At 56.3% G+C, this 25,104-nt stretch carries 32 protein-coding genes and 1 tRNA gene; 16 read left to right on the top strand and 17 right to left on the bottom strand.

Annotation, left to right across the window (positions count from 1 at the left end; all coding sequences use genetic code 11):
* Window positions 1–8 precede the first annotated feature (8 nt).
* Window positions 9–563, top strand: coding sequence for a J domain-containing protein (locus tag IQ241_RS19810; RefSeq protein WP_193910553.1), 555 nt, complete (start codon window positions 9–11; stop codon window positions 561–563).
* A gap of 9 nt (window positions 564–572) precedes the next feature.
* Window positions 573–839 carry a DUF3143 domain-containing protein gene (locus IQ241_RS19805; protein WP_193910551.1) on the top strand — a complete coding sequence of 89 codons (267 nt, stop codon included), beginning with the start codon at window positions 573–575 and terminating at the stop codon, window positions 837–839.
* An 11-nt stretch (window positions 840–850) separates the two neighbouring features.
* Here the strand turns inward: IQ241_RS19805 and IQ241_RS19800 are convergent, their stop codons facing one another.
* Window positions 851–1,261: a thiol-disulfide oxidoreductase DCC family protein gene (locus IQ241_RS19800; protein ID WP_193910549.1), complete on the bottom strand. Its 411-nt coding sequence runs from the start codon at window positions 1,259–1,261 to the stop codon at window positions 851–853.
* A gap of 109 nt (window positions 1,262–1,370) precedes the next feature.
* Here IQ241_RS19800 and pstC point away from each other — a divergent pair, with 109 nt between their 5' ends.
* The 3 genes from pstC (at window position 1,371) to pstB (ending at window position 4,129) form a co-directional block, all read left to right on the top strand.
* Window positions 1,371–2,306, top strand: a complete 936-nt coding sequence (gene pstC, locus IQ241_RS19795) for a phosphate ABC transporter permease subunit PstC (protein WP_193910547.1) — start codon at window positions 1,371–1,373, stop codon at window positions 2,304–2,306.
* Window positions 2,307–2,348: 42 nt separating this feature from the next.
* Window positions 2,349–3,266 (top strand): phosphate ABC transporter permease PstA, encoded by a 918-nt coding sequence (gene pstA / locus IQ241_RS19790; RefSeq protein ID WP_193910545.1) that lies wholly within the window; start codon window positions 2,349–2,351, stop codon window positions 3,264–3,266.
* 68 nt (window positions 3,267–3,334) lie between these two features.
* Window positions 3,335–4,129 carry a phosphate ABC transporter ATP-binding protein PstB gene (gene pstB, locus IQ241_RS19785; protein ID WP_193910544.1) on the top strand — a complete coding sequence of 265 codons (795 nt, stop codon included), beginning with the start codon at window positions 3,335–3,337 and terminating at the stop codon, window positions 4,127–4,129.
* Between the two features lie 9 nt (window positions 4,130–4,138).
* Here pstB and IQ241_RS19780 read toward each other — a convergent pair whose 3' ends face one another.
* The 4 genes from IQ241_RS19780 to IQ241_RS19765 form a co-directional block, all read right to left on the bottom strand.
* The gene (locus IQ241_RS19780) at window positions 4,139–5,371 is read right to left on the bottom strand and encodes a DUF445 domain-containing protein (RefSeq protein ID WP_193910542.1); all 1,233 of its coding nucleotides are present in this window, start codon (window positions 5,369–5,371) and stop codon (window positions 4,139–4,141) included.
* Window position 5,372: 1 nt separating this feature from the next.
* On the bottom strand, window positions 5,373–6,098 hold the full coding sequence (ubiE, locus tag IQ241_RS19775; protein ID WP_193910540.1) for a bifunctional demethylmenaquinone methyltransferase/2-methoxy-6-polyprenyl-1,4-benzoquinol methylase UbiE: 726 nt from the start codon (window positions 6,096–6,098) through the stop codon (window positions 5,373–5,375).
* A 128-nt stretch (window positions 6,099–6,226) separates the two neighbouring features.
* Complete coding sequence (locus IQ241_RS19770) at window positions 6,227–7,138, bottom strand: response regulator (RefSeq protein WP_193910538.1); 912 nt, start codon at window positions 7,136–7,138, stop codon at window positions 6,227–6,229.
* Window positions 7,139–7,312: 174 nt separating this feature from the next.
* The gene (locus IQ241_RS19765) at window positions 7,313–7,717 is read right to left on the bottom strand and encodes a VOC family protein (protein ID WP_228021878.1); all 405 of its coding nucleotides are present in this window, start codon (window positions 7,715–7,717) and stop codon (window positions 7,313–7,315) included.
* Window positions 7,718–7,836: 119 nt separating this feature from the next.
* On the opposite strand from IQ241_RS19765, the gene IQ241_RS19760 reads away from it, so the two are divergent.
* Window positions 7,837–8,802: an SGNH/GDSL hydrolase family protein gene (locus tag IQ241_RS19760; protein ID WP_193910536.1), complete on the top strand. Its 966-nt coding sequence runs from the start codon at window positions 7,837–7,839 to the stop codon at window positions 8,800–8,802.
* Here the strand turns inward: IQ241_RS19760 and IQ241_RS19755 are convergent.
* The 3 genes from IQ241_RS19755 to IQ241_RS19745 form a co-directional block, all read right to left on the bottom strand.
* On the bottom strand, window positions 8,786–9,865 hold the full coding sequence (locus IQ241_RS19755; protein WP_322743714.1) for a Gfo/Idh/MocA family oxidoreductase: 1,080 nt from the start codon (window positions 9,863–9,865) through the stop codon (window positions 8,786–8,788). The two genes, IQ241_RS19760 and IQ241_RS19755, sit on opposite strands and share 17 nt — an antisense overlap.
* A 223-nt stretch (window positions 9,866–10,088) precedes the next feature.
* Window positions 10,089–11,561, bottom strand: a complete 1,473-nt coding sequence (locus IQ241_RS19750) for a hemolysin family protein (protein WP_193910532.1) — start codon at window positions 11,559–11,561, stop codon at window positions 10,089–10,091.
* Between the two features lie 33 nt (window positions 11,562–11,594).
* Complete coding sequence (locus tag IQ241_RS19745; RefSeq protein ID WP_193910529.1) at window positions 11,595–11,849, bottom strand: hypothetical protein; 255 nt, start codon at window positions 11,847–11,849, stop codon at window positions 11,595–11,597.
* 74 nt (window positions 11,850–11,923) lie between these two features.
* Between IQ241_RS19745 and IQ241_RS19740 the strand changes: the two genes are divergently transcribed.
* Window positions 11,924–11,996 (top strand) — tRNA-Ile (locus tag IQ241_RS19740).
* A gap of 87 nt (window positions 11,997–12,083) precedes the next feature.
* Here the strand turns inward: IQ241_RS19740 and IQ241_RS19735 are convergent.
* Window positions 12,084–12,521, bottom strand: coding sequence for a hypothetical protein (locus IQ241_RS19735; protein WP_193910527.1), 438 nt, complete (start codon window positions 12,519–12,521; stop codon window positions 12,084–12,086).
* A gap of 181 nt (window positions 12,522–12,702) precedes the next feature.
* Here IQ241_RS19735 and pyrE point away from each other — a divergent pair, with 181 nt between their 5' ends.
* Window positions 12,703–13,317, top strand: a complete 615-nt coding sequence (pyrE, locus tag IQ241_RS19730) for an orotate phosphoribosyltransferase (RefSeq protein ID WP_193910525.1) — start codon at window positions 12,703–12,705, stop codon at window positions 13,315–13,317.
* A 1-nt stretch (window position 13,318) separates the two neighbouring features.
* Here pyrE and IQ241_RS19725 read toward each other — a convergent pair whose 3' ends face one another.
* Window positions 13,319–14,068, bottom strand: coding sequence for a DUF561 domain-containing protein (locus IQ241_RS19725; RefSeq protein ID WP_193910523.1), 750 nt, complete (start codon window positions 14,066–14,068; stop codon window positions 13,319–13,321).
* Window positions 14,069–14,217: 149 nt separating this feature from the next.
* Here IQ241_RS19725 and rpmI point away from each other — a divergent pair, with 149 nt between their 5' ends.
* The 5 genes from rpmI (at window position 14,218) to IQ241_RS19700 (ending at window position 16,898) form a co-directional block, all read left to right on the top strand.
* Entirely contained in the window at window positions 14,218–14,415 is a 198-nt protein-coding gene (gene rpmI / locus IQ241_RS19720; RefSeq protein WP_193910521.1) for a 50S ribosomal protein L35, read from the top strand.
* A 32-nt stretch (window positions 14,416–14,447) separates the two neighbouring features.
* Window positions 14,448–14,795: a 50S ribosomal protein L20 gene (gene rplT / locus IQ241_RS19715; RefSeq protein ID WP_193910519.1), complete on the top strand. Its 348-nt coding sequence runs from the start codon at window positions 14,448–14,450 to the stop codon at window positions 14,793–14,795.
* Window positions 14,796–14,827: 32 nt separating this feature from the next.
* Entirely contained in the window at window positions 14,828–15,598 is a 771-nt protein-coding gene (locus tag IQ241_RS19710; RefSeq protein ID WP_193910517.1) for a transporter substrate-binding domain-containing protein, read from the top strand.
* A gap of 81 nt (window positions 15,599–15,679) precedes the next feature.
* On the top strand, window positions 15,680–16,213 hold the full coding sequence (locus IQ241_RS19705; RefSeq protein ID WP_193910515.1) for a tetratricopeptide repeat protein: 534 nt from the start codon (window positions 15,680–15,682) through the stop codon (window positions 16,211–16,213).
* Window positions 16,214–16,217: 4 nt separating this feature from the next.
* Window positions 16,218–16,898, top strand: coding sequence for a bifunctional 4-hydroxy-2-oxoglutarate aldolase/2-dehydro-3-deoxy-phosphogluconate aldolase (locus IQ241_RS19700; protein ID WP_193910513.1), 681 nt, complete (start codon window positions 16,218–16,220; stop codon window positions 16,896–16,898).
* On the opposite strand, the gene IQ241_RS19695 is transcribed toward IQ241_RS19700, so the two are convergent.
* Entirely contained in the window at window positions 16,866–17,228 is a 363-nt protein-coding gene (locus tag IQ241_RS19695; RefSeq protein ID WP_193910511.1) for a DUF565 domain-containing protein, read from the bottom strand. The two genes, IQ241_RS19700 and IQ241_RS19695, sit on opposite strands and share 33 nt — an antisense overlap.
* A 161-nt stretch (window positions 17,229–17,389) precedes the next feature.
* On the opposite strand from IQ241_RS19695, the gene IQ241_RS19690 reads away from it, so the two are divergent.
* Window positions 17,390–17,797, top strand: a complete 408-nt coding sequence (locus IQ241_RS19690; RefSeq protein ID WP_193910509.1) for a hypothetical protein — start codon at window positions 17,390–17,392, stop codon at window positions 17,795–17,797.
* Here the strand turns inward: IQ241_RS19690 and IQ241_RS19685 are convergent.
* The 6 genes from IQ241_RS19685 to petB form a co-directional block, all read right to left on the bottom strand.
* Window positions 17,794–18,237, bottom strand: coding sequence for a hypothetical protein (locus IQ241_RS19685; protein ID WP_322743713.1), 444 nt, complete (start codon window positions 18,235–18,237; stop codon window positions 17,794–17,796). The genes IQ241_RS19690 and IQ241_RS19685 overlap by 4 nt on opposite strands.
* 101 nt (window positions 18,238–18,338) lie before the next feature.
* Window positions 18,339–19,451, bottom strand: coding sequence for a glycosyltransferase family 4 protein (locus IQ241_RS19680; protein WP_193910507.1), 1,113 nt, complete (start codon window positions 19,449–19,451; stop codon window positions 18,339–18,341).
* Between the two features lie 3 nt (window positions 19,452–19,454).
* Entirely contained in the window at window positions 19,455–20,444 is a 990-nt protein-coding gene (locus IQ241_RS19675; RefSeq protein WP_193910505.1) for a GDP-mannose 4,6-dehydratase, read from the bottom strand.
* 82 nt (window positions 20,445–20,526) lie between these two features.
* Window positions 20,527–21,024 (bottom strand): ATP-binding protein, encoded by a 498-nt coding sequence (locus IQ241_RS19670; RefSeq protein ID WP_228021877.1) that lies wholly within the window; start codon window positions 21,022–21,024, stop codon window positions 20,527–20,529.
* Window positions 21,025–21,144: 120 nt separating this feature from the next.
* Complete coding sequence (gene petD, locus IQ241_RS19665) at window positions 21,145–21,627, bottom strand: cytochrome b6-f complex subunit IV (protein WP_193910503.1); 483 nt, start codon at window positions 21,625–21,627, stop codon at window positions 21,145–21,147.
* Window positions 21,628–21,679: 52 nt separating this feature from the next.
* Window positions 21,680–22,348, bottom strand: a complete 669-nt coding sequence (petB, locus tag IQ241_RS19660; RefSeq protein ID WP_193910501.1) for a cytochrome b6 — start codon at window positions 22,346–22,348, stop codon at window positions 21,680–21,682.
* A gap of 460 nt (window positions 22,349–22,808) precedes the next feature.
* Between petB and ctpA the strand changes: the two genes are divergently transcribed.
* A complete protein-coding gene (gene ctpA, locus IQ241_RS19655) occupies window positions 22,809–24,074 on the top strand; it encodes a carboxyl-terminal processing protease CtpA (protein WP_193910499.1) in 1,266 nt (421 codons plus the stop codon).
* A partial coding sequence (locus IQ241_RS19650; protein WP_193910497.1) for an HD domain-containing protein occupies window positions 24,064–25,104 on the top strand: 1,041 nt, incomplete at its 3' end. The genes ctpA and IQ241_RS19650, both read left to right, overlap by 11 nt.

Raw genomic sequence — 25,104 nt, 5'->3', positions numbered from 1 at the left:
CGGGGCGCATGGGATACGATGGTCGGGTCAGCAATTACTATCAGCTGCTGTCACTGGAGCCGACGGCTTCGGTACAGCAGATTCGCCGGGCCTATCGCGACTTAAGCAAGCGCTATCACCCCGATACAACTGAGCTGCCAAGCGCGATCGCGACTCAAAAATTTCAGCAGCTGAACGAAGCCTATGCCACCCTCAGCAATCCCGAAAGACGCCTTGCCTATGACCATCAGATTGGCTATTCACGCATTTCGGTGATTCAGATTCCAGAAAACTTCAACCGCTCGGTTCGCAGCCATCAGCTGGGCCGTTCGAGTGCCTACCTGGACCCAACCGATCGACCCCTATCGGCAGGGGAGCTGTTTGCGCTGTTTATTCTGGGCGTCACCTTTGCGGTATGCCTAGTTTTGGTACTGGCGATGGGGCTCACCCAGGGAGAGTTGGTTCCGTCTCATCTTCAGGGTTCGAGTCCCCAAGTTTCAAGTCCCCAGGTTTCCAGCCCGCTCCCGGCTAACCCTGACGCACCGCCCGCATTACCCAGCCCATCCTTTGCTCCATCCCTGTAAATTCAACCTATGCAACCTTCTGACACGCCGCTCTACAACCATCCGCTGCCCGACATTGAGTCCTGGCTGAGCTCCCACGGCTGTCAGCAAGACCCTGCCAATCTAAACAACTGGACGCTGGAGCGGTCGGCCTGGCGGGCGGAACTGGTGCTCGATATTGACTCTATCGTGGTCAGCTATCACACCGTTGGGGCAGACAGTCGTGACGTTCAGCGCAGCTTCAAATATTCGCTCAGCCGCCGCGATTTGGAAGAAGTGATCTTTGCCGGCCCCTAAGCGCCCGTAGGCTAGCTGAAATGCTGCTGGCAGCGTTCAGACTCGCAGGCTGGATAAGCAGACTCGTAAATCTCTGAGCGTTTGCCAAAGATTTCATAGCGGTGGTCGCGGATGTAGGCATAGGCGCGATCTCCCGAGGACTTGAACCCCGGCAGCGCCCGGTAGGCTTGCACAAACAGACCACCCATAGGCAAAATGCGGCCAATTTCTTCCGCCGCGTCACTGCCCTGCCAGCGCTGCTGGGCCGGGTCGAGTAGAATCATGCCCTGCTCGCAGTCTGCGGCAGTCACGTCTAAGCTTTCTAGCTGCGCCTCGGCCTGCATCGGCACGTAGGCAAACTGCTGCCCACGGTCCAGCTTTTCCAGCAGCTGCACGAGCGTCACGCAGAGATTGCACTGGCCATCGTAGATGACGGTATACATAACATGCTTCCTTAACCTGGCCTTTACGCACTGACAGTAAGGTTCTGACAGAATGGCAGCGTTGACTCACTTCCACTATAGCGCTGGTTAAAGACCGAGGTCAGGTGATATGACGGCTGAGCTTCCCGGTGATATTGCGCCGGGGTCATGGCATCCCAATCGCGATCGCGCCCGACAGGTGCAGACAGCGGTGAAAGTCGTCTGCGGCACCTTTGCGGCGGTCTCAATTCTGACCACGCTGGGCATCGTGGCGACGCTGATTTTTGAGACCATCGAGTTTCTGCAGGCGGTTTCCCTCTGGCAGTTTTTGACCGATACCAAATGGACACCGCTCTTTGCCAGTAAGCAGTTTGGCATTTTTGTGTTGGTCAGCGCCACGGTGACGATTTCAGTCATCTCGGTACTGGTAGCGCTGCCGCTAGGGCTGCTCGCTGCAATCTGCCTGAGCGAATATGCGACGCCCCGGGTGCGTAGGATTCTCAAGCCGGTGTTAGAAATTCTGGCCGGGATACCCACGGTGGTCTACGGCTACTTTGCGCTGCTGACCGTCACCCCCGTGCTGAAGACCTTTATTCCCGAGCTGGGCAGATTCAACGCCCTCAGCGCTAGTTTAGTGCTGGGGATCATGATCACACCTATGGTGGCTTCCCTGAGTGAAGACGCGATTTCGGCTGTGCCCCGCAGCCTCAAGGATGGCGCCTATGCCCTGGGCTCAACCAAGCATGAAACCATTCTTTCAGTCGTCCTGCCTGCGGCTCTGTCGGGAATTGTCGCCTCGCTGATTTTGGCGGTGTCTCGGGCGATTGGGGAAACGATGATCGTCACCCTGGCCGCCGGGGCAAACCCCACGCTGGGCTTCAATCCGCTGGTGCCGGTGATGACAATGACCGCCTTTATCGTACAGGTCAGCCTGGGCGATGCGGCGGTGGGGACGCTGGAGTATAAGACAATCTTTGCCGTCGGCATGACTCTATTTATTATGACCCTAACGCTGAACGGGTTCAGCTTCTGGTTCGTGTGCCGCTTTCGAGAAAAGTATGAGTAGCGGCCAGCCTCGCCTACCTTGTTGCCAAGCAGTTAAGCTTCTATGGATGTAAACGATTCTCGCTCAGCGGTGGCAAGCCCCCGTCAGACCGATCGCTTCAGGCAAAATCTGCCTAGCCGCTATAGCCGCGATCGCGTCTTCCAAGCCTCGGCCTGGCTGGCCACCGGAATTGCGGTAGCGGTGCTGGTCTGGCTGCTGCTGACCATTTTGATTGATGGTGTGGGCACGCTGAACTGGACTTTTATTACCAGCTATCCCTCTCGAAAACCTGAGCAGGCCGGTATCCTGGCAGCTCTGGCCGGGACGCTCTGGGTGATGGTAGTCGTGGCCGCAGTCACTTTTCCAGTGGGGGTTGGGGCGGGCATTTATCTAGAGGAATTCGCTAGCGATAGCTGGCTCACCCGGCTGATCGAAATTAATATCAGCAATCTAGCTGGGGTGCCCTCGATCATCTACGGGCTGCTGGGGCTGGCGGCCTTTGTGCGCCTGATGGAGCCGGTTACCGGTGGGCGCAGCGTGCTGTCGGGGGCGCTGACCCTGACCCTGCTGATTTTGCCAGTGGTGATTGTGGCGACCCGAGAAGCGCTGCGGGCTGTATCAAATAGCATCCGGCTGGCTGGGCTGGCGCTGGGGGCGACCCAGTGGCAGGTCGTCTGGAACCATGTGCTGCCAATCGCCTTTCCCGGGATTCTCACCGGTGTGATTTTGGCACTGTCGCGGGCGATTGGTGAAACAGCCCCGCTGATTGCAATCGGAGCGCTGACTTTTATTCCCTTCCTGCCAGAAGGCTTGCAGAGTCCGTTCACCGTACTGCCGATTCAAATTTACAACTGGATTGGCCGCCCCCAGGACGAGTTTCACGCGATCGCGGCCTCTGGCATCATCGTGCTGATGGCAGTGCTGCTGCTGATGAATACCCTAGCGATCTATCTTCGCAATCGGTTTCAAAAAAGTCTGTAGGAAAGCCGCTTCAGACTCCCTTTCGCGCTTCAGTTCCTGACTTAAGTCCCTTACTCACGCCGTTGAACATGGTCTCAAATACCGCTGCTAAGCTGACGCTTAAAGCCGAAAACGTTTCAGTCTACTACGGGCCGACGCTCGCCGTTCGAGAGGTCTACCTCGATATTCCCCGCAACCAGATCGTCGCCCTGGTCGGCCCCTCGGGCTGTGGCAAAAGCACTATCCTGCGCTGCTTTAATCGGTTGAATGATTTAATTCCAGGGGCTCGGGTCGAGGGCCAGATTCATTTTGACGGTCGAGATATCTGCGACCCGCGAGTCGATCCGGTCGAGCTGCGGCGGCGAGTGGGCATGGTTTTCCAAAAGCCTAACCCGTTCCCCAAGTCAATCTATGAAAATATTGCCTTTGGCGCTCGGATTAACGGCTATCAGGGCGATATGGATGAGCTGATTGAGCGATCGCTGAAGGGCGCGGCGCTCTGGGACGAGGTCAAAGATAAGCTGAAGGAAAGCGGCCTCTCGCTGTCTGGCGGGCAGCAGCAGCGGCTGTGCATTGCTCGCGCGATCGCGATCGAACCCGAGGTGATTCTGATGGATGAACCCTGTTCTGCCCTAGACCCGATCTCAACCCACAAGATTGAAGAGCTGATGCACGACCTGAAGAAGCGATACACCCTAGTCATCGTCACCCATAATATGCAGCAGGCGTCTCGGGTCTCCGACCGGACGGCATTCTTCAATGCTAAGGAGACCGCGCAGGGCGGCAAGCTGGGCTATCTGGTGGAATACGACAGCACCCAGAGGATCTTCAGCGATCCTAAGGAAGAAACCACTCGCGATTACGTATCGGGACGGTTTGGCTAGCGGCGTAAGCTACTGCTGGAGCACCAAAAACACGGCCTGAAACGACCCGATCACAAATCCTAGGATGCCGCCCAAATTGACGATTGCCTGAAGCTCGTTGCGGACAATTCCCTGAATCGCCAGTTCCAAATCCTTTGGCGAAGTCGCGTTGACCCGGTCGATGATCACCTGGTCAATGTCAAGAATTGGAATTGTTTTGGCGACAATGTTTTCCAGGTCGCGTTCCAGATAGCGCTCTAGAATCAGCGCCAGTTCTGAGCTGACTAGACCCAGCGAGCTGGTGACGGCGGGAGAATTCTGCAGCCGGTTGAGCAGCTGGGTAGCGAGCTTGTTCCAGTTGACCGAACTGCTCATGCCCTGAAGCAGGCTGCTGCCCTGGGTGCGTAGATAGTCCCGAACGGTCTGCCGCAGGGTGCGACGCAGCTGGCGCACGGTCGAAACCGGCAGCTCTTGGAGGGAAAACTTTTTAAGCCAGGTCTGGAGCCGCACTTTAATCCCCAGGGCAGCCATTAGTTCCGCAATGCGAGCATTACTCTGGGCCGGTTCATCCAGGCAAAAGCCGCGCAGTCGGGTCAGCGCATTGCGCACGCCAAATAGGTTCGCCACAACCCAATAGGTGCCGCTGGTCTTGGCCCTAAGCGTTTCGTCAATCACCTGCACGTTGTAGTCGGTGAGAAAATCGACGATCAGCTGGCGAATCCGGTCGGGCGGCAGAATACCCTGGAACACCCATTCTGAAACCTGGGCCGCCTGCTCATCATTGAGCCGAAAGTCGAGCAGCACCTGGTCAAAAATCTGGTTCAGCTGCGCTTCTAAAAAATCTTCCTGTCGCGACCAGACCTTGAGCAGCCGGGGCAGCGATTGCCCCACTGTATCCTGCAAGATGTTGCCCAGGATCTGGGCCGTTTTTTCCTGAGTTTCGCTTTTGACCTGGTCTAGCGCTAGTCGCAGCAGCCAGTCGATGGCGCTCTGCATCCGCTCAGTTTGAAGCAGCCGCCGGGCTAGCTTTTGCAGTTCCTCTGGCGTTAGCAGCGATCGCATAATCGTGTCGGCAATCTTTGTCGCCAGGCGTTCCTGATTGCTGGGAATCAGCCCCGGGGTGAAGGGAATCCGCCGACCCAAAAGATAGCGGGCTCGGTAGGGCCGAAACAGCATCTTGATTGCAATATCGTTCGTAAAATAGCCGATGATGCCCCCCAAAATAGGCGGCACGAAGACTATCCACAGACTCGACCCGTTCATATCATCGCGTTGCTACCAGAATGCCCATTATCCCACCGGCGATGGGATAGTGAACCGCCTGGGAAAACCCCGCCTGCTGGGCCAAACAGACCTGTTCTGGTCCCAGCGGAAAGCGTTCAACGCTAGGACCAATATAAGCATACTCTGCGGTCAGTCCGTAGCGCTCTGCCGTCGGGACAACAATGCGACCTAAATACCACTGCTGTAGCTGCTGCATAACTGGCTGGCTAGGCCAGTGAAAGTCGAGAACAGCAGCCGTTGCGCCGGGCTTCAGCACCCGTCTAAGCTGCGCTAAGCCCTGGGGAATATCGGTCAGATTGCGCAGCCCGTAGGCCATCGTCGCCGCGTCGAAGCTGGCATCGACAAAGGGCAGCGCCTGGGCATCGGCCTCGACCCAATCGAAGCGGGCCTGCCAGCCTCGCTCCGCTGCCCGCTGGGCCGCGATCGCCAGCTGTGCCGCCGCGAAATCGACTCCTACCACATGACCCGTTTCCCCGACCTGCCGCGCCAGCAGCAGCGCTAGGTCGCCGCTGCCGCAGCACAGATCCAGGCAGGTCATGCCGGGCTGGGCGTTACTCCAGCGCTGGGCCATCTGCTTCCAGACCCGATGCAGGCCCAGACTCAGGGACTGGTTGAGGGTGTCATAAACCGGTGCAATCCGATTGAACAACGCCCGAATGGCTTCGGCATCGGGCTGGCTAACGGTTGAAAGATTGGTTGAACTCATGACTGCGGCTTATTACAAGCCACCGATCGCGATATACATCACGATCTTAGCGCTCTGGGCTCAGCCCCAACAAGTGAGCCAATTTTCCTTTGAATCTTTCTGGCTTTCTTGGGACTACCTTGAGAGGGCTATTGACTCAGAGCAACCAGGGCTAGCGCGACCGACGGGCTGAGCACGTTCATTATCTGGCTAACGTCGTCTAGGGTGCTGTAGTCAGACTCCCACTGGAGCGACATCAGCGCTAACGGCTGTCCCTGATAGAGGACGGGGAAAACCAGATGAGACTGGGTTTCACTAGCGCTATACAGCGGGTCAGCGGCGAGCTCAGGATCGGCGGCGATCTTAGCCGACGCCTGGATGCTCTGGGAGGCCAGGGCTCTTTGAGCTAAAGCGGTCTGCTGAACTAGCTCAGCTGCATTGGGAACCGGACCAAACGTGCCCGCCAGGGGCTGGTCGATCAGCTGGAGGGTACAGACCTTAGCGCCCACAATCTGGCCAAAGCCTTTTGCCAGCATGCTTAGCGCGTCGGCTAGCGTGGTTTCCTGGGCGGCGATCTGACCGACTGTGACGACAAGCTTAGTCTGCTTCTCGGCCCGATACAGCGCTTCGTTTTGCTGCTTCAGCAGTTCGTAGGTCTCGGCGGCCCGGTCCACGACGCCCCGTAGCTCATCCGGATTCCAGGGCTTGGTAATGTAGCGGTAGACCTGACCGGCGTTGATCGCCTCGACCAGGTCTTCGACGTCGGTGAAGCCGGTCAGAATGATGCGTACCGTGTCGGGAAAGTCAGGTACAGTTTTGCTGAGGAACTCGGTTCCCTTCATCTCCGGCATCCGCTGGTCAGCGATAATAACGGCGACCTCGCCCTCATTGGACAACAGGTTCAACGCCTCGATGCCGCTCTCCGCCCGCAGCACCTGAAAGTCGCGGCGGAAGGTGCGATAGAGCAGATCTAAGTTATCGGGCTCATCATCGACGACGAGCATTTTGGGTTTTTTAGATTTTTGGCTGCTGGCGAGAGTCAGGGGACTGGTGGCGCTCATGCTTTTTGCTCAATTGACGAAAAGAACAGGGGTGAGCTGATAAATCAGCCCTAGGCGATCTCGCCCATTGACTCTTTAGCGGTACCCGTTCGGCTCTTCTACCAGTAAGCCCCGGTCGCGCTCAAAACTAACCCGGTACGGCGGATAGCTTCATATTTTTTTAATGCGTTTGGCTCAGGCTGACTCTGGCGGCGATACCTGCATCAGCTCAATCACATTACCGTCGGGATCTTTAACGAACAAGGCCGTTCCCTCAGAGGAACTCATCTGAAACTCAATGGCCTGTTCGATCAGTGCTTGCTTTACTGAAGTGAGGCTGGCGATCGCAAATGCGATATGCGGTTGTCGCTCCCACTTCGCTTCTGAGGGCCGCCTACAGGCATCTTGACTGACAATTAGGTGCAGCTGAAAGGCGCCAACCTGATACCACCTACCGGGAAATTTTAGAGGCCGAGCGGCCATTTCTAGCCCCAGCACAGTACTGTAGAACTGCTCAGATCGCTCTAAATTTCTCACCTGAACCGTAAAATGTACTGGCTGCTGAAGGTCAATTATGATTGGCTTTAGAAGTGCACTCATGGCAGCACCTGCCAAGCTACGCTGGCATCAATAGGGATTTTTCCTTAGTAACATTTTATACTAAACTCTTGTCTGGTCAGGCTTTAGACACGAATGGTTTACTATTTCTTCCACAACCTGTGAAATTTGTTCTGATTGCCTTACTGGTAGCTGTCCTGGGAATTTTGCTGATAGAGCTTAGCCTGAGATTATTTTGGGGTTTTGGCAACCCGCCGCTGTATGTGGCGGACGATCAGATCGGCTATCTGCTGGCCCCCAATCAGCGGCTGCGGCGCATGGGCAATCGGATTGAAATCAATCAGTACTCCATGCGCAGCCCGGCCACGACTATTGAGCGGCCTGCCACAACCCTCAGGGTCTTGCTGCTGGGCGACTCGTTGGTCAACGGTAACTGGTGGACCGACCAGTCGCAAACCCTATCGGCGCTAATTGCGCAGCCGCTCAGAACGGAAGCACGGCCAGAGGGCTATCAGTCGGTCGAAGTCCTAAACGCCTCGGCTAATTCCTGGGGACCGCGAAATCAGCTAGCTTACCTGGAACGCTTTGGCACGTTTGAAGCGACAGTAGTCGTGCTGGTGCTGAATACGGATGACCTGTTTGGCACCCAGCCGTCGCCTTTACAGGTAGGTCGCGATCGCAGCTACCCCAGCCGAAAACCTCCCGCCGCGATCGCCGAATTCCTGAACCGCTACCAAAAGCAGCCGCCGATTCCGGGCCTGGCAGAAATTCAGAACGAAGGCGGCGACCGGGTTGGGATGAATCTAGCAGCGATCCAGGCGATTCAGCAGCAGGCTAGGGCAGCCCAGAGCGAATTTATCCTGGTGCTCTCGCCGCTGAAGCGAGAAGTCCTGCCGCCCGGTCCACGAGACTATGAGCAGGTGGCGCGGCAGCGGCTGGCGGAACTCGCGATCGCAGCACAGATACGCTACCTCGACCTCTTAGCGACCTACCAGCAGCAGTCTGAGCCCGAAAGCCTATACCGGGACCATATTCATCTCAGCCCGGCTGGTAACGCCTTAGTCAGCTGCCTAGTGGTTGAGCAAATCCAGGCAGCGCTCGATAGTTCGGCTAAACCGCTACCGTGACCGATTCTAAAGCAATCTGAAGGTCGTCGTCGGTCTTCCAGGCCTGGCCGTCCAGGGCCATCTGTTCGATCAGGCTGGCCAGCCGCAGCGCTTTGAGCGCCTGCTCGCCGCCGACGGAGGGTTTTTCACCACCGCGGACGCAGTTGACAAAGTGCTCCAGCTCCGCGTGTAGCGGTTCCGTATTGCTGGTATAGACTTTTTCAATCAGGCTGTCCTGGCGATAGAGCACCTGGCCGTAGTCAGTCATGCAGTCTGCGGTCGTCTGCCGATGAATCAGAATTTCATTGTTCAAAAAGTCGGCCTCAGTCAGCGAGTTTCGGCAGTGAGCCGCGATCGTCCGAATCTTGCGGTGAGTGACCTTGCTCGCCGTGATTGTCGCCACAATTCCGTTGGCAAACCCCAGGGTAGCGGTGACGTAGTCCAGATGGCCCGCAGACTCACCCCGACTGCCGCTGGCGGTAAGCTTCACGACCGGAGCTGCGGCTAGCTCTAACAGCAGGTCGATGTCGTGGATCATCAGATCCAACACAACCGAAACATCATTGGCCCGCTGTGAATAGGGGCTCATGCGGCGGGCCTCTAGGGCCAATAGTTCCTCCGTTCGCAGCACTTTATGCAGCTCCTGAAAGGCCGGATTAAATCGCTCGATATGGCCTACCTGGAGGATACAGTTGGAGGCTGCAGCGGCATTGACCAGCGACTCGGCCTCGGCAATGCTGGCAGCAATTGGCTTTTCGATCAAAATGTGGACGCCAGCCTGTAGGCAGGCCATACCTACCTCGTAGTGCAGTCGAGTCGGCACCGCAACGCAGACCGCATCCACTGTCTCCAAAAGCTCCTGATAGGCTTCAAAAAATCGAATCCGATACTTGCTCGCCGTGTCTAACCCGCGTTCAACATTGATGTCAGAAATCCCTACCAGCTCGACGTCTTTCAACCGCGACAGGACGCGAGCATGGTGCTGTCCCATATTGCCGACGCCAATCACACCTACTCGAATCGGGTCGGGGTAGACCCGGGACAGCTGCTTTTCCACCGCTGCTTGAAAAGATGGTCTCTGCACTCGCGAGCTCCTCACATCTGGCCTTTAGAAAAATTAGGGTTAGAAACTATGGCGTCTGTAATCGCTACAAAACTGAGAAAAATCAAACAAATACTATCACAGCGCGACTGGCGTTCAGGCTTGGAGAGCGGCTTGGCCTCACTGGTCACACCCTTCGCTGGAGGCAGCAAGGATTTTCATCAGTAGTCTGCGCCGTTCGGGACTCGATCTGGGGCAGGCTGTGTCAGTTCTCTAGGCGTCTGCTCCGGGCCGTATCGTCGCCCAAAAGCCGGGCATGACCGTCTGGCTGGGGCCTGGCAGTTGCGATCGCGGCTCCTTTTACATGGATAGCATGGTCTAGGCAGCGGACCTGTATTTTATGCAGCCGGGGGCCATCGGCTGCTGTCACGGTAAATTCGAGATTGTCATAGCGCAGGCTCTCACCGACCTGGGGGATCTTTTGCAGTTCAAAAATGACGAAGCCACCCAGGGACTGATAGTCCTCCCGTAGGGGAAGGCTGAGCTGTAGCTGATTGTTGACCTCTTCCAGCACGGTCTGAGCCGGGACGATCAGGGTGTGGCTGTTGACCCGAACAATCGGTGACTGAAAAGCGGGGTCAGGCTCGCGGACCTCGCCCATAATTTCAGCCGTGAGGTCGCGCAGCGTCAGCAGCCCGGCAGTACCGCCAAAGTCATCGACGACAATTACCATAGCCAGTCCTGACTGCTGCATTTGCGCTAGCAGGTCTGGCAGGGGTAGCGAGTCTGGCACCACTCGGGCTGGCTGAATCCAGGGCTGGATGCCAGTATGGGGCTGAAGCTGATTTTGGTAGAGCGGCTGAGCCAAATCTTTAAAGTAGATGATCCCGCGAATATCATCTAGAGAGTCGCCAGTCACCGGATAGCGAGAATAGCCAGTCGTGGCCATTTCATCAAGCAGGTCCTGGAAAGTCGCACTTTCCTCGATCGCCGTAATCTGGGTCCGCGGCACCATCACCTCTTCGACCGTAATATCTCGAAATTCAAATACGTTATTTAAAATTTGCCGCTCTTCTTTCTCCAGATCCGGCACTTCGGTGGAAGTACTGATGATCAGCTGGAGCTCCTCTGGGGTTAGCCGACCGTAGTAGTCCTGCCGGCTGTAGTCAACGCCAGCTAGCCGCAGCCAAAACCGCGTGGACTGGTTTAGAACCCAAATTAGCGGTGTAAATACGCGGGCAATGGTCAGGCTCGGCGGGCCTAAGACCCGGGCGATTCGCTCTGGGTACATCAGCGCTACTGATTTAGGCCAGAGCTCTCCCAGAACAATCTGTAAATAGGCAATCAAAAAAAAGGCGAGGGGCAGAGCAGCTGAGTGAGCCAGAAATTGTACAGCTGGCCCCGACAGCGGCAGCCGCCCGAGCCACTGGGCCAAAAGCGTGGCCACCGTGCTTTCCCCAATCCACCCTAAGGCCAGGCTCGACAGCGTAATTCCGAGCTGGGTGGTCGAGAGCAGACGCTCAAGACTGTGCTGTAGGCTTTGTACTGTTTTAGCCTGGACATCTCCAGTCGATACCAGCTGGTCAATCCGCGATCGCCGTACCGATACGATAGAGAACTCGGCAGCAACAAAAAAGGCATTCAGCCCAATCAGTGATAAGACCGCCAGAATGCGTCCTAAAACAGCTGATAGGGTCAGCGGCAGCGGAGCAATATTGGCAAAGCCAGGCGGAACCATGATTGTGTATCGCTGTGGGCCCTAAGCTGCTAGCTACTCCGAAACGCCGGGCTGCCCCGTCATGCGAGCTTCAACCTCGGCTAGAATTTCATCCTCGGCTAGAGGCGTAAAATGGCCGCTACCTTCGGAGCTCGCTGCTGCCGCACTGGCAGGCTGCGTTTCAGGCTGGCGCACTCCCGTGAGAGCCTTGCGACCTAACGCATAGCCCCAGGAGGAACTGACTACGCCCGCCCCAAACATAAGCGTTAGCAAAATCAAGGTATAGGCGACAGCTGGATTGATTCTCATGCAAAGACCTGATATGAAATCCTTACTAAAAGGGTAGCTCCCAAGGGAGCATTCTCGTAGTATAAAAGCAAAGACCAGGGTTGGCCGAGCGGTTTAGGCAGCGAACTCATAATTCGCCTCAGGCAGGTTCGACCCCTGCACCCTGGATTTTTGATAGCCTGTCTTCAGGCCAAAATCAAAAGCCGGGCAGATATTGGGATCTGCCCGGCTTTTGATTTGACAGCAATGCTTCGTTTAGCGAAGGGGTAGCCGTCCGTCCGTATTGAGGCCCCTGCCCGCCGTCGGATTGCTGGCTTGGGAAAGCGGCAGGAGTAAAATCGAGGTTGTGTAGGGTGATTGCAGATCGGGCGTCCGAATGGTAGGGGTGTTCAGCGTCTGCAACGTCATCAGCTCTTCGTAAGCTAGGAATAGCGCCTCCGCGTCATCGTCAATTTCTAGCTCGGGGAAAGCGGCATTGTCCAAGCCGCCCGGCCCTAAGATAAAATCAATCTGACTGCCGATAGAGCGATTTTCGAAGTAGGTGTCGGAACGATCAAATAGAATTTCGTCCAGCGTCTGGAGCACAGACGGGCCTTCGAACGGCGCGATTTGGGCCTCAGCCGTCGGGATCAGAGCGGTAGAGGCTACAATCGCGATCGCAGCGCTAAAAACAGTCTTAAGCTGAATACCCATAGTTAAACTCACACCTCGTTTTGCCAATAACATGGAGCAATATTCCCAGTAGAATGCCCAATTCAGAGCCGGGCCATATCAATCGGGATAGCCGGACAGCTCAAAGGACCATCCGTCCCTATGCTAACCATCGGGTTTTGATTTGCAACCCGTATTTACCAGTGCTTTGAGGTAAAAAACGATGACGCTTTCCGCCACTTCCCTCTCAGCCGAAGCGCTGCCCACAGTGAGTTTGACGACACTAAAGTCAGCCCTGCTCAATCTGATTTGTCAGGTTGCCTACAAAGAAGGAGATTTCACCCTCTCCTCCGGCCAGCACAGCGACTATTACATCAACGGCAAACAGGTCACGCTACACCCTCAGGGAGGCCTGATGGTGGGTCGGCTGATGCTGGCCCGGCTGCCGCAGGAGACGGTTGGCGTGGGTGGACTGACGCTGGGGGCCGACCCTCTGGTTACGGCAGTCAGCATCGCCGGAGCCTACAGTCATCGCCCGATTACGCCGCTGATTGTCCGCAAGGCCGCGAAGGAACATGGTACCCAGGCCAATATTGAAGGGCCTAGCCTACCGCCCAATAGCCCCGTCGTCGTCTTAGAAGATGTTGTGACGACTGGTCAGTCGGCAATGCAGGCAGTAGAGCGGCTACGGGCGGCGGGCTACTCTGTGACCGGCATCCTGGCGCTGGTCGATCGTCAGCAAGGGGGAGCCCAGCACTATGCCCAAGCTGGGCTCCCCTTTGAGGCGCTGTTTACAGTTGCCGACCTGCGGGCGCGCTGGCAGGCTTTACATCGCTAGCTCAGGCTGCGACCGGAGTCCGGCTCACGGTCTGCAAGGCTGCTGCTAGACTGCGAACGACGGCCACCATCGCTAGCGGGCTCTCTAGCTTGTTGACGAGAGAACCAACGCCGACGCCGGCTGCCCCCGCTGCAATCGCCATAGGAACGGTCACTTCCGATAGGCCCGAAGCGCAGAGGACGGGCACGGAGACGGCCCGGGCAATGGCGTGGGTAGCCGCCAATGTGGGCGCAGCCTTTTCGATTAGCCCCAGTACCCCAGGATGAGTCGGCTGGCTACTGGTACCGCCTTCGGTCTGAATCAGGTCAGCGCCAGCGGCAACCAGCGCGATCGCTAATTCCACCTGCTGGTCGAGCGCTAAGGGATGCGGCACCGTCACCGACAGCGGTATATCGGGCAGCAGTTTGCGGGTGCGCTGGGTCAGGGCTAGCACCTCCGCCGCCTCAAAGCGCCGCCCCTGAGCATAGAAAGCGTCATAGTTGCCAATCTCAACCAGGTCGGCTCCCGCCGCGACCGGGGCCAAAAAACGCTCAGGCGCTATGGCGGAAACGCAAATTGGCAGATCGATTAGGCCCCGTACCCGACGTACCAGGTCGGCATCAGCGGCGATATCGACAAAGGTCGCGCCGCCCTGAGCGGCGGCTTCAGCCACTGCCGCCACTCGATCACCGTCAAAGTTAGTCAGCCCGCTGATAATTTTTAAAGCTCGATTCTGCGCCAGGGCAGATTGCAGCTTGAGGGAGATAGCCATAGATGAATCCAGATGAAGGAGCAATTTCAGATTTATTCTGACAGATTTTTGAACCCGCTCTGGATTTCGACCAAATTGCCGATCAGGCTGGTGAGACTAGCTAAAGATGTACTAATATTGAAGACTGTGTTAAAAACTAGACTGGAATCATGCCAAAGCTAAAAACTCGCCGGGCAGCGGCCAAGCGCTTTCGTCGCAGTGGTAGCGGTAAACTCATGCGCCGTAAGGCATTTAAAAACCATCTGCTGCAGCATAAGGGGACGGATCGGAAGCGACGGCTGTCAAAAGCTACCGTCGTCAACGAGGCCGACGTGCCAAATGTTGAGCTGATGATGCCCTACCAGTAAGCCGTTAATTAGGAAATTTGTAAGAAAAAGCTATGGCACGTGTCAAACGCGGTAATGTTGCTCGGAAGCGCCGCAAAAAAGTTCTCAAGCTAGCCAAGGGGTTTCGGGGTTCCCACTCCAAGCTATTTCGCACGGCTAACCAGCAGGTGATGAAGGCGCTGCGTAACGCCTATCGCGATCGCCGCAAGCGTAAGCGCGATTTTCGCCGCCTGTGGATCACCCGGATCAACGCAGCGGCTCGGCTTCACGGGACGACCTACAGCCGGCTGATTGGCGATTTAAAGCAGGCCGATATTTTAATCAATCGCAAAATGCTGGCCCAAATGGCCGTCTTAGACCCCACCAGTTTTGGCAAGGTTGTTGAGCGGGCTAGCCAGTAGCGCTAGCTTTGATGATTTCTTTGCCAAGTACTATGCTGCGATATCTTTTCGGCATAGCTGGCTGGCTGGCCTTACAGATGGCCATGCCCAGCTCCGGGCTGGCAGCTGATCTGGCCGAAATTCAGTCTCGCGGCTATCTGATCATCGCCGTGCAGGAAGACCGGCCGCCGCTGGGGTTTCGTGATTCCTCTGGCGAGCTGGCTGGGTTTGAGGTAGACCTAGCCCATCGCCTGGCAGAGGCGCTGCTAGGCGATGCGAATGCGGTGCAGCTGCGCCCGGTGAGCAATGTTGACCGGGTGAATGCGGTTTTGGCAGATGAGGTAGACCTGGCGATCGCGGCGGTGACGCTGACCGAACCCCGTCGCCGTCTGGTCAGCTTTAGCGACCCCTACTATTTGGACGGTACTGGCTTCATTGCCCAAAGTCAGGATGTTCAGCAGCTCTCGGATCTGCGGCTGAGAACAATTGCCCTATTGCAGGGTTCCAGTGCGATAGCCCATGTTCGCTATCGGCTTCCGGCGGCTCGCCTAGTCGGCGTAGAGAGCTATCAGGCGGCGTTGGCGCTGATAGAGCAGGGTGAAGTTGATGCCTTTGCTGGCGATATCAGCGTATTGGTCGGCTGGGCGCAGCAAGACTCGACCTACCGGCTGCTGCCTGAGGTGATTTCAGTAGAGCCCCTGGCGGTTGTCTTGCCCAAAGGCGTGCAGTATGACGAATTGAGAACCGGCGTGAATGCCGCGATTCGAGGCTGGGCTGAGCAGGGCTGGCTGAACGAGTGGGCGGCCGACTGGGGACTGCGCTAACGTAACTCGTCAAAGTTAATCCGTTAAACTCGATAGAGTTCCCCTAAACTGAATAGGCAACCGAGATTAGCCCCTGGTGCCATGGAAAATAGCCGCTACTTAATTATCTACCTCAGTATTTTGCTAGCGCTGCTCAGCGTCGCGGCGGTACTGGTCCTGCGCCAGGCCTTTAAAACGCGCCGCACCGAGATGACGCTATCCCGACTGCAAAAGAAGCTGACCAGTGGTCAAGGCGAAGCCATTGAATATTACGAGCTAGGCAGTCTGCTGCTGGATAAAAAACTCTATGGGCAGTCGGCTACCTATCTGAAGCAGGCCCTCAAGCATCTGAGTGACTCAGAGGCCGACAACGCTGCCCTGATTCACAACGCTTTAGGCTATGTCTACTTTTCTCAAGAGCAGCTGGATCTGGCAATTCGAGAGTACAAGGAAGCGCTCAAAATCTCCCCGGATTACGTTACTGCGCTCAATAATTTAGGCCATACCTACGAGCGCAAGCAGCTGATGAGTCAGGCGCTAGAAGCCTATGAGCAGTCGCTTGCCGCCGATCCTAAAAATGCGACAGCCAAACGGCGCTCTGAATCGCTGCGTAAGCGTTTGGCCACATCGGCCTGAGGCTATGCCGCTCCGCCAGCAAGCTGATCGCCTAGACGGCTGGCTAGCCCTGCTGCGCCAACATCGGGCCGTGGCTATCATCCGAGCCCCCAGTTTAGAAACGGGACTGCAGATGGCTTGGGCCGCAGCGGCGGGAGGTCTGCGGCTGCTCGAAGTTGCCTGGAGCGGCGCTCAGTCGGCCGCCCTGGTGCAGCAGCTGAGCGCCCAGCTGCCGGACTGTACGGTGGGCCTGGGCACATTGCTAGGTGCAGCCGACTTACGGGCTGGGGTTGCCGCTGGGGGGCGATTTGGCTTTAGCCCGCATACCCATGCGGGCCTGATTCAAACCGCTGAAGAATGCGGCATTCCACTTGTCGCCGGGGCGATGACGCCGACTGAGATTGTCACAGCCTGGCAGCTAGGGGCGGCTGGGGTTAAGGTATTTCCTGTTTCTGCCCTGGGTGGACCAGCCTATGTTCGAGCCCTACAGGAACCGCTGGGCGCTATTCCCCTAATTCCTACCGGCGGCGTAACCGTCGACAATGCGCCAGAGCTGCTCAGAGCAGGCGCGATCGCGGTCGGTCTGAGCGGCGGTCTCTTCCATCCGTCCGACCTGACCCAGGGCGATTGGGCAGCGGTGACGGCGCGATCGCGCCTGCTGGTCGCCCGCTGCTCAGCTGCCGAGCTTGAAGGCCTCCACAAATAGGCCATAGATCATGCCCAGCTTGAAGGCATTCAGCATTTCAATCAGGTAAGAGCGCGGCCGCAGCGGCGAGGGCTGCCGATCGGCCCGCAGCCGAGGCGAATAGCGGTAAAACAGCCAGCTGATAAACTCCGCCACTAGCAGCAGCAGCCCAGAAATCACAATGTCAATCTCTGCAGTTTGTCCGGCCGTCGCTGAAATCGCCACGGCAAAAAAGTTGCCAAACAGCAGGCTGATAATGGCCACCGACAGCCGCCGCCAGGGATTAAAAATCCATTGGCTGACCGTCTGAGCTGCCTGACTAAAAAGGGTGCTGAGACGAGTGCGCTGCATAGGCCGAGAAAGGGCAAACTGAGGTCAGTCTACCAAATCCCATCTGCGCCTGCTCCCATTTAAGTAACTGTCACAAATTCACTGCTGTCCTGTAAAACGCCTTCTAGTATAGGCTTATACAGCAGCACACCCGCCTATTCTGTGCTAATGCCAGGGGAAATATGAGACGCTTTTCTGCTAGCCTAGTTTTACCCGCTCTACTGACCGCCGTCCTGCCCTTTGGCGCGGTTCAAGCCCAGACGCCAGTGCGGACCCCTTTGAGCAGTCCGATTGAGGTAACCGGTCAAACCGGAGGAGCTCAGTCCTCAGCCTGCGGCTATATTGGGAATACGCCCGCGCAGGTGATTCAGGTGACCGAACCTTTTGCCTCGCTCAATTTTGAGGTCCAAAGCACGGGGGACTATACGCTGCTGATTAGAGGTCCCCAGGGCTTTAATGAGTGTGTTTTAGCCCATGATTTCGATGGCGGCGTTATTCAGTCGCCGGGAGTCCTCAATCAGGGCACCTATCAGGTGTATATCGGCAATCGCAGCGGCACGAGCCACCCCTATCAGCTGCGAATTCGCTAGTCTTCCGAGTGGGGGAGCTGCCTGACTTCGACGTCAATCGGTTCACCAGGGGCTGGGCTAGCGGGCTCGGTAGCGCTGGCATTGACGTCAACGGCCTGGACATCAATGGTGCCCTCCGGCACAGCTCGCTGAAACCCTGATGCCGTTGTTTTTAACACCGTACCGCAGTTAGGACAAGGGGTTTGGAAGTTTTTCAGCCCCGTCAGCGACTGGCTGCAGACGGGACAGTCTCCCTCGACCAGACTGCGCTTGAGCCATAGTCGCAGGCCGAGGAAGGCGACTACTGGAGCCAGCAACAGCAGCAGGATAATCACCAATACCGACTTGACTAACCAACCCAAACCCAGAGTCGCCAACAGCCAGGCTACGGCTAATAGGCCAAGCCAGCAGCCTACTCCAGGCAGTCGCAGCTGTAGCTGGTTAAAACCGTTTTGATTCACAGGGCAAATCCCGATGGCAACCGGGTGGGGCAGCGTGTCTTCCTATCCTAATGCGAACTGCTCCCCGCTTGCGAATTTTCATCCCGGCCGAGCAGGGACATCTAATCCGTCTCTGACAGCAGCTCGGTCAGCCGCGCTGCTAGGGCTGAAGCACTGAAGCGATTTAGCGTTTCCTGTCGGAGCCAGTCTCCCTGGCAGCGCGAGTCTTCGCCCTTGAGGGCTTCGATACAGGCCTGAGCGATCGCGTCTGCATCGCGGTAGGAAACCTGCCAGCCCAGCCGTCCGTCCTGTAGCGGCTCAGCCGAACCGTCACTATCGCCCGAAATGACCGGAACACCGCAGGCCATGGCTTCTAGATAGACAATGCCAAAGCCTTCCCGCGACGGCATGACGTAGACATCGGCGAGTCGATAGTGATCGGCAAGGGCCGCCGTTGGCACAAATCCGGCAAAGATAACCCGCTCGGCCACACCCAAATCCTCAGCGAGCTGTGCCAGCCGCGGCTGGTCATCGCCGCGACCGATAACTAAATACTTGACATTGGAAAAAACCTGTAAAATTTGCGGCAGCGCCCGGATGGTCATGTCTACCCCCTTGTATGGATCGCCAGACCACAGTCGCGCTACCGTCATTAGGACGAGGGATTCTTTCAAGCTATACTGAGCGACCAGCGCATCGGGAGCGGTTCCCGGCATAAACTGTCTGCCGTCGACCACGCAGGGCAAAAGCCTGGCTTGGCCTGGGTCAATCTGATTCGCCTGGCAGGCAAGATCGCGACTGTAGCGGCTAATTGTCCAGAAGCGTTCTGCCGCCGCCAGGGCAGCTTGCTCGGCGGGTGGCAGCGGGTCCCACACTTCTTTCCCATAGGTCAGTACGGTATAGGGCAGCTTAAGCCAGCGGCAGAGTCGGTTGACCATAACGGCCAGATTGATATGGCCACAAAAGACATGCTCAGGCCGGTAACGCATTAGGCATGACATCAACGCCACCGTGAGCCGTACGCGCCCCAGCATGGGTCGCGTGCTTTTGAAATAGTGAAACCGCAGCTGGCGACAGTGCCGTAGCGGATTGGGTGCAGCTTGACTATCTCTCAGCAGAAACACATCGGCTTCGGCTTTGGGGAGGCTAGCGTAGGCGCTAAGCACATCCTGAATATAAGATTGAATGCCCCCTTCAGCGCCTAGGACCTCGATGAAAACGAAGACGTGCCGCATGGCTCAGCTTGCACCTAGTGGGGCAACTGTCCCAGCCCGAAGCCGATCTAAATCTGCCGTAACCATCGTTTCAACCAGGGACTCAAAGCTAACCTGAGGTCGCCAGCCTAAATTCCGCTGGGCTTTCTCCGGGTTGGAAACAAGCTGAAAATGCTCATCGGGTCGAAACAGGTCGGGATCGGTTTCGACATACTGCTGCCAGTCAAGACCGACGCAGGCAAAGGCCGCCTCGACCAGGTCGGCAACAGTATGCAGCACGCCGGTGCCAATCACATAGTCTTCAGCCGTATCGGCCTGAAGCATACGCCACATGGCCTCAACATAGTCACCGGCATAGCCCCAGTCTCGTTTAGCTTCCAGACTGCCCATAGAAATGCGATCGCGCAGACCTAGCTTAATGGCTGCTGCTGCCAGTGAGATCTTGCGGGTGACAAACTGGGGCGGGCGACGGGGCGACTCGTGGTTGTACAGAATCCCGCTACAGGCAAACAGTCCGTATCGCTCTCGGTGATGCACCATCGTCCAATGAGCATGCAGCTTGGCAGCGCCGTAGGGATTTTTAGGTCGAAAGGGTGTCTCAACAGTCTGAGGCGCTGACTGAACCTGGCCAAAAATTTCAGAGGAACTGGCCTGATAGAAACGTGTGCTCAACCCAACCTGGCGCACGGCCGCAAGCAGGCGGGTTGCTGTACCCGTAATTAGATCAAGCGTACCCAGCGGATCGTCCCAGGAAGCGGGGACAAAGCTAGGCGCGGCTAAATTATAGATTTCAGTGGGCTGAAGCTGCTCAACTGCCGTCAGTAACGCGGCTTGGTCGGTCAACGGCACAGAATAAATCTCAACTTGGTCTGCCAATTCGTCTAGCTTGGCAACGCTGCTCTGCCGTTCGGGAGGCACCAACCCTACAACACGATAGCCTTTTTCTAACAGTAAGCGGCTGAGGTAATAACCGTCCTGGCCTGTAACACCGGTAATAAGTGCAGTCCCAGTCATGAATTCGCCTTGGCTGTAGGGATAATCTGCCGTCCATCCTAACAACTGAATGCTTAAACACAGATGCGGATTGGGTGGGGATTCACAAATTCTTTGAGTACTTAACGATTTTCAGGCAGTTGCGGCCCTCAGCTAGCGAGTGATAGGTCACCTGATCAGCCAAGCGCCGCAGCAGAAACCAGCCGTACCCACTTTCCCTCAAGGCACCCTGTGGCGGTTCCTGAACCTTGCTAGGATCAAAAGGTTCCCCCCTGTCCCAAATGCAAATTTCCATCCGCTCTGCCCACAGCGCCAGGCTAATCTCGACTGGCGTCGTTTGGGGCAGAGCGGCATGGGCATGGCGAACCGCGTTTGTAAAGCCTTCCGTTAGCGCTAGGTTGAGCTGGTCAAACCGATTGCCCTGCCAAAAGGGCTCCGACTCGGTCGCCTGATAAAACGCCTTGAACCCCTGCTGTACCTGAGCGAGCTCTTCCAACCGGCTACGGACCTGCAAGTGAGCCTGCCTGAGCATTTTCAGCGCCCTAGCCTCCTCGACTACAGAGCTGCGTACGCTAAAGATAATACGTGAACGAGCATTCATAGAGTAAGCGTTCTCTACTGCACCTATCCGGATAAACGACCGAATACCGTCAGCGGAGAACGCTTTTAAATCTGAGACCGGCTGAAGTGGGCTGAAAACTAAATCAGCTCCCAGTCATCTCTAGAATAAGCCCAGAGTCAAAGACTCATCGATCGGGAAGGTTGCCCCAATGCCCAACCAGAGGGTAACCAGCGTACCGATCATAAACACTGTAGTCGCGACCGGACGACGGAAGGGATTTTGAAACTTGTTCACATTCTCAATGAAGGGAACTAGCATTAATCCTAGCGGAATCGCCGTCATCCCAGCAATTCCCAAGAGCTTGTTAGGCAAGATCCGCAGGATTTGAAAGGTTGGGTAAAGGTACCACTCAGGTAGGATCTCGAGCGGAGTCGCAAAAGGATTGGCAGGTTCGCCAATCATTGCAGGGTCGAGGACGGCAAGCGAAACACAGCAAGCTAGCGTTCCCAGCATGACCACTGGGAAAACGTAGAGCAAATCGTTGGGCCATGCAGGCTCACCATAATAATTGTGCCCCATGCCCTTCTTGAGCTTTTCTCTGAGTTGCGGATCGCTTAGATCCGGCTTCTTGATAGTTGCCATAATCAGTCCTTGCTTGAAAAACGAACGCTAAGTAAACCTAGAAGAGAGGAACCTACAGCGGACCCGAGATACCCTGCTTCCGAATCATGATGAAATGGAGCAGCATAAAGACTGCTATCAGCCAGGGCAGAACAAACGTATGCAGGCTGTAGAACCGAGTCAGAGTCGCCTGACCCACACTTTCACCCCCTCGCATCAGCTCTACCACGGTAGAGCCGACGACGGGAATCGCTCCCGGCACGCCTGAGACAATTTTAACCGCCCAGTAGCCAACCTGATCCCAAGGTAGCGAATAGCCGGTCACCCCAAAGGAAACCGTAATCACCGCCAAAATGACACCGGTGACCCAGGTCAGCTCACGGGGCTTCTTGAACCCGCCGGTTAAATAGACCCGGAAGGTATGTAGGATCATCACCAGTACCATCATGCTGGCCGACCAGCGGTGTACAGAGCGAATCAGCCAGCCAAAGTTGACATCGGTCATCAGATACTGAACCGAGCTAAATGCCTCAGTCACCGTTGGCTTGTAGTAAAAGGTCATCGCAAACCCAGTTGCAAACTGGATCAGGAAGCAGGTCAGAGTAATCCCGCCGAGGCAGTAGAAGATGTTGACGTGGGGAGGAACATACTTGCTAGAGATATCATCCGCCAGCGCCTGAATTTCTAAGCGCTCGTCAAACCACTTGAAGGGTTTAGAGTCGGTAACTTGCTTTGTAAACATGAAGCGTAGGTTAAATTAAAAAATCTATATTGCTACTACTAAAAAATGTAACACAACTTTCTAGAAAGATGAGAGGCTAGCCGGTCAGGTATTTAGCCAAATTTTGGCCTAACTTTCAGATAATTTGGCTAGATAGCGGCTCTAGTTTTAGCGATGGCTAGACGAACCGCCTGCTCTGAGCTAACTGGGTCAATGGGCTCAGAGCAGAACAGGAGCTTGGATATATGGCGATCAGAAAATAAAATTTCTGAGTTTTTTATAAAACTTTATGTCCAGCCGCTATTCGGCTTCTCGGGCGCTTATAGGCCAACCGAATGCAAGGATTACAGACGCATGGAACGGTTTAGAGTTGTACGCTAGGAGAACTGGTTCGCCCTGGGGGTGCAGATCCCGCAGCTTCGGCTCAGCACGCTATTCCACGAAAAACGATCGATATCGGATGACTGGCTCGATAACAGCTATGGCAAAACGTTTTTTAAAGCAGGTCCTAACGGTTGGCCTGGTTCTGGCCCTGTGCTTAGGCGGGCCTGGGATGAGTGCCTGGGCAATGACCGACCAACAGCAGCTGGTGATGGAGGTATGGCGGATCGTCAACCGCAGTTATTTAGATGAAAGTTTCAACCATCAAAACTGGTGGTTTATCCGCCAGCGAGTGCTGCGCCAGCCCCTGTCGGATTGGGAGACAACCTATGAGGCAGTGCAAAATATGTTGGCTACCCTAGAGGATCCCTACACCCGATTTTTACCGCCGCAGCAGTATCAGAGCCTGCAAACCAATACGACGGGAGAGCTGCTAGGGGTGGGGCTGCAGATCGCAAAGGACGAAGAGGCTAGCGTGCTGCGGGTAATCGCACCGATTGAAGGCTCTCCGGCTGAGGCAGCCGGGCTGCTGCCTCGGGACAAAATTCTCAAAATTAACGGTACTCCAACCACGGGACTGACGCTCGATCAGGCCGCGACGCGGATGCGAGGGGCCATTGGCACCCAGGTGACGCTGACCGTAGGCCGCACTGACCAGCCGCCCTTCGACCTAAATTTGGTGCGAGACCAGATTAGTCTCAACCCGGTTTCCGCTGAGCTGCGCTCGGCAGCGGGCCTGCCGGAGTTTGGCTATATTCGGCTGAGCCAGTTCAACGGTAAAGCTGTCGCTGAGTTAAAAGCAGCGATTCAGGACCTAGAGGCTCAAGGGGCAGCAGGCTATATCTTGGACCTGCGCAACAATCCAGGCGGGCTGCTTCAGGCTGGAATAGAAGTTGCCCGCCTATGGTTAGATCGGGGTACGGTCGTCTACACCGTCAACCGGCAGGGCATGCTGGGCAGCTTTGACGCTACTGGCCCGGCGCTAACTGCCGATCCGCTAGTCGTTCTAGTCAACCAGGGCACCGCTAGCGCCAGTGAAATTCTGGCCGGAGCCCTACAGGACAATGCTCGGGCGCAGCTGATTGGCGATGTGACGTTTGGCAAAGGCCTGATCCAGTCGCTGTTTGATCTATCAGACGGGTCAGGATTGGCCGTCACCGTCGCTAAATACGAAACGCCCAACCACCGCGATATTAACCGTCAGGGCATTCAGCCTGACCAGATTGTGACAGCAGAGCCGATTCCCCGCAGTCAGTTTGGCGAGACGGCTGATGCTCAATATCAGGCTGCGGTCGAACTGCTGGCCCAGTCGGCTCAGACCAGCCTATACGCCAGTACGGGTAGCGATTTGGGCGATGAGCTCTAAGCAGCGGACTTATCACGACCCGCTCCACGGTGCGATTACGCTGGAGCGCAGCGATCCAGTGGAGGCGCTGCTGATTGACCTGATTGAAACATCGGCTTTTCAGCGGCTGCGGCGCATTCGACAGCTGGGTCCAGCCAGTCTGACGTTTCACGGGGCAGAGACATCTCGGTTTACCCATTCGCTGGGGGTGCTAGCGGTGGCTCGCCGCGCCTTCGACCGGTTGGCGAGCCGCTATATAGAGCTTCAGCCCTACCGGGCGACGGTGCTCTGTGCGGCATTGCTGCACGACCTGGGTCACGGCCCTTTTAGCCATACGGCTGAGGAGGTATTTGGCAGTCACCACGAGCGCTGGACCCTACAGATTATTGAGTACTCGACCGATGTTCGGGCTTTGCTCGACGCGTTTTCACCTCAGCTCTTTGCTGCCTTACAGCAGGTCTATACTCATCAGCATCCGCTGCCCTGTATCTGGCAGCTGGTTTCGAGTCAGCTCGACTGCGATCGCATGGACTATCTGATGCGCGATAGCTACTTCACCGGCGCCTCCTATGGCCAGCTCGATCTGGACCGAATTTTGCTAGCGCTGGACTACGACTCGGTTAGCCAGCAGCTCGTGGTAGCCCAAAAAGGGCTGGCAGCAATCGAGCATTACCTGGTCGTACGCTATTTTATGTATGCTCAGATCTATAGCCACCCTAAAAATATTTCAGCCTCCTGGGTGCTAGAGCAGGCCTATAGCCGAGCTCGGGAGCTGCTTCAACGAGGGGAAGTTGAAGCCGACGCAACGGTAACGGCCTGGCTGACGCAGCCGGTGGATACGCTGCCGCTGGAGCACTATTTAGCGGCGGACGATATTGGTTTTACCTACCACTTGCAGCGCTGGCAGCATCATCCAGACCCCATTCTGTCGGACTTTTGCCGCCGTTTTCTGGATCGTCGGCTGCTTAAAACCCTCGATGTCACCCACTGTAGCCAGGCTGAGCAGACCAGTTTACTCAACGGCGTCCAGCAGCAGCTCCAAGCCCAAGCC

Source organism: Vasconcelosia minhoensis LEGE 07310, assembly GCF_015207255.1.
In the GTDB taxonomy this organism is placed as follows: Bacteria; Cyanobacteriota; Cyanobacteriia; order Phormidesmidales; family Phormidesmidaceae; genus Vasconcelosia; species Vasconcelosia minhoensis.
Note: the sequence above shows the minus strand (reverse complement) of the source record. Positions and strands in the feature narration are given on the sequence as shown.